1 protein-coding gene and 1 pseudogene are annotated in these 435 nt (G+C 36.8%); both read right to left on the minus strand.

Annotated features, from left to right (window positions below):
- Window positions 1-92 (minus strand): annotated as a pseudogene (locus B4G94_RS04000) (50S ribosomal protein L15); the annotation flags it as partial.
- 119 nt (window positions 93-211) lie between these two features.
- Window positions 212-391 carry a 50S ribosomal protein L30 gene (rpmD, locus tag B4G94_RS04005; RefSeq protein WP_046674880.1) on the minus strand — a complete coding sequence of 60 codons (180 nt, stop codon included), beginning with the start codon at window positions 389-391 and terminating at the stop codon, window positions 212-214.
- Window positions 392-435 lie beyond the last annotated feature (44 nt).

Consider the following 435-nt stretch of genomic DNA (forward strand, 5'->3'; position numbering starts at 1 on the left):
GAAGTACCACCACGACCAGAACCAGTACCACGGCCAATACGTTTGCTACTTTTTACTCCACCTTTTGCAGGTTTTAAATTACTTAAGTTCATTTTTAAACTAAATTGTGCTAGCCCTTCGCTCTCACTAAACAGGTACTAGCGATTAAAAAATAATTATTATTAATAACAAGTAATGGAAAGAGCCCAAAGACCCCTTCCATATGCTAATATTAAATAGTTTCGATAGCTACTAAATGGTTTACTTTACGTACCATTCCAATGATTGATGGAGTAGCTTCAACTTCTACTGAGTGGTTGATTCTTTTCAAACCCAATGCCTCAATAGTTTTCTTTTGGCGCTCGCTTCTGTCGATAACGCTCTTTATCTGGGTGATTTTGATTTTTGCCATGATAATTAACCGTTAAATACTTTATTCAAATCGACACCGCGGTG

Source organism: Sphingobacterium sp. UBA7625 (assembly GCF_002484085.1).
Classification (GTDB): Bacteria; Bacteroidota; Bacteroidia; order Sphingobacteriales; family Sphingobacteriaceae; genus Sphingobacterium; species Sphingobacterium athyrii.